Origin of the sequence: Agrococcus sp. HG114, from assembly GCF_024723325.1 — a bacterium.
Lineage (GTDB): Bacteria > Actinomycetota > Actinomycetes > Actinomycetales > Microbacteriaceae > Agrococcus.
In genome coordinates this window covers 1-617 of sequence record NZ_JANQCH010000266.1, presented here as the reverse complement: position 1 = coordinate 617, position 617 = coordinate 1, and the positions used below count along the sequence as shown (strand labels likewise).

Sequence of the window (617 nt, the reverse complement as noted above, 5' to 3'; positions counted from 1 at the left end):
GAACGGCGACGGCGACTACCCCCGGCAGTACCACGGCGTCGTCGTGACGTACGCGCAGGTCGCGGCGCGCGCATCCGCCCCCCCACCGGGCTTCCTCGACGTCGCCGGTGGCCGGGCCCGCCCGCATGCTCCTCGGCCGACCACCGGCGACGTCGAGAATCCCGTGCCATCTCAGGCAGGCGCGCCTAGAGTGACCGCATGCACTACCTGCTCGGCCTCGCTGCCCTCCTCATCGGCGTCGTCATCGCGACCCGTCGCACCCGGCCCACGTGGTTCGTGGTGCTCACCGCCGTGCTCATCGGCGTCGGCGCGCTGCTCGCGGTGCTGAGCTACACGCGCGTCACCGACTCGCTCGGGCTCGTCGGCAACAACGTGCTCGGCTGGACGTACGTCGGCCTCTCCCTCATCACGATGCTCTCGGCCGTGTTCGTGCTCGAGCGGCGAGGAGAGTTCGGCGAGGAGCGAGCCCCGCTCATCGGTGACAACCCGCTCGACGGCGACACCGACGACAGCGACGACCTCCCGGCCGGGCAGCCGCACCCCGACTTCGCCGACGCCGCCGCAGCCCGCCGCGAGAGCCGCGCCGCCGCCGAGACGCGTGCCGAGCAGCGTGGCGC

1 protein-coding gene is annotated in these 617 nt (G+C 73.3%); it reads left to right on the top strand.

The genetic code is table 11. The features are described 5' to 3' along the window. Positions 1-198: 198 nt before the first annotated feature. Positions 199-617 (top strand): hypothetical protein (locus tag NWP09_RS13155; RefSeq protein ID WP_258275930.1); only part of this gene is annotated, 419 nt, incomplete at its 3' end.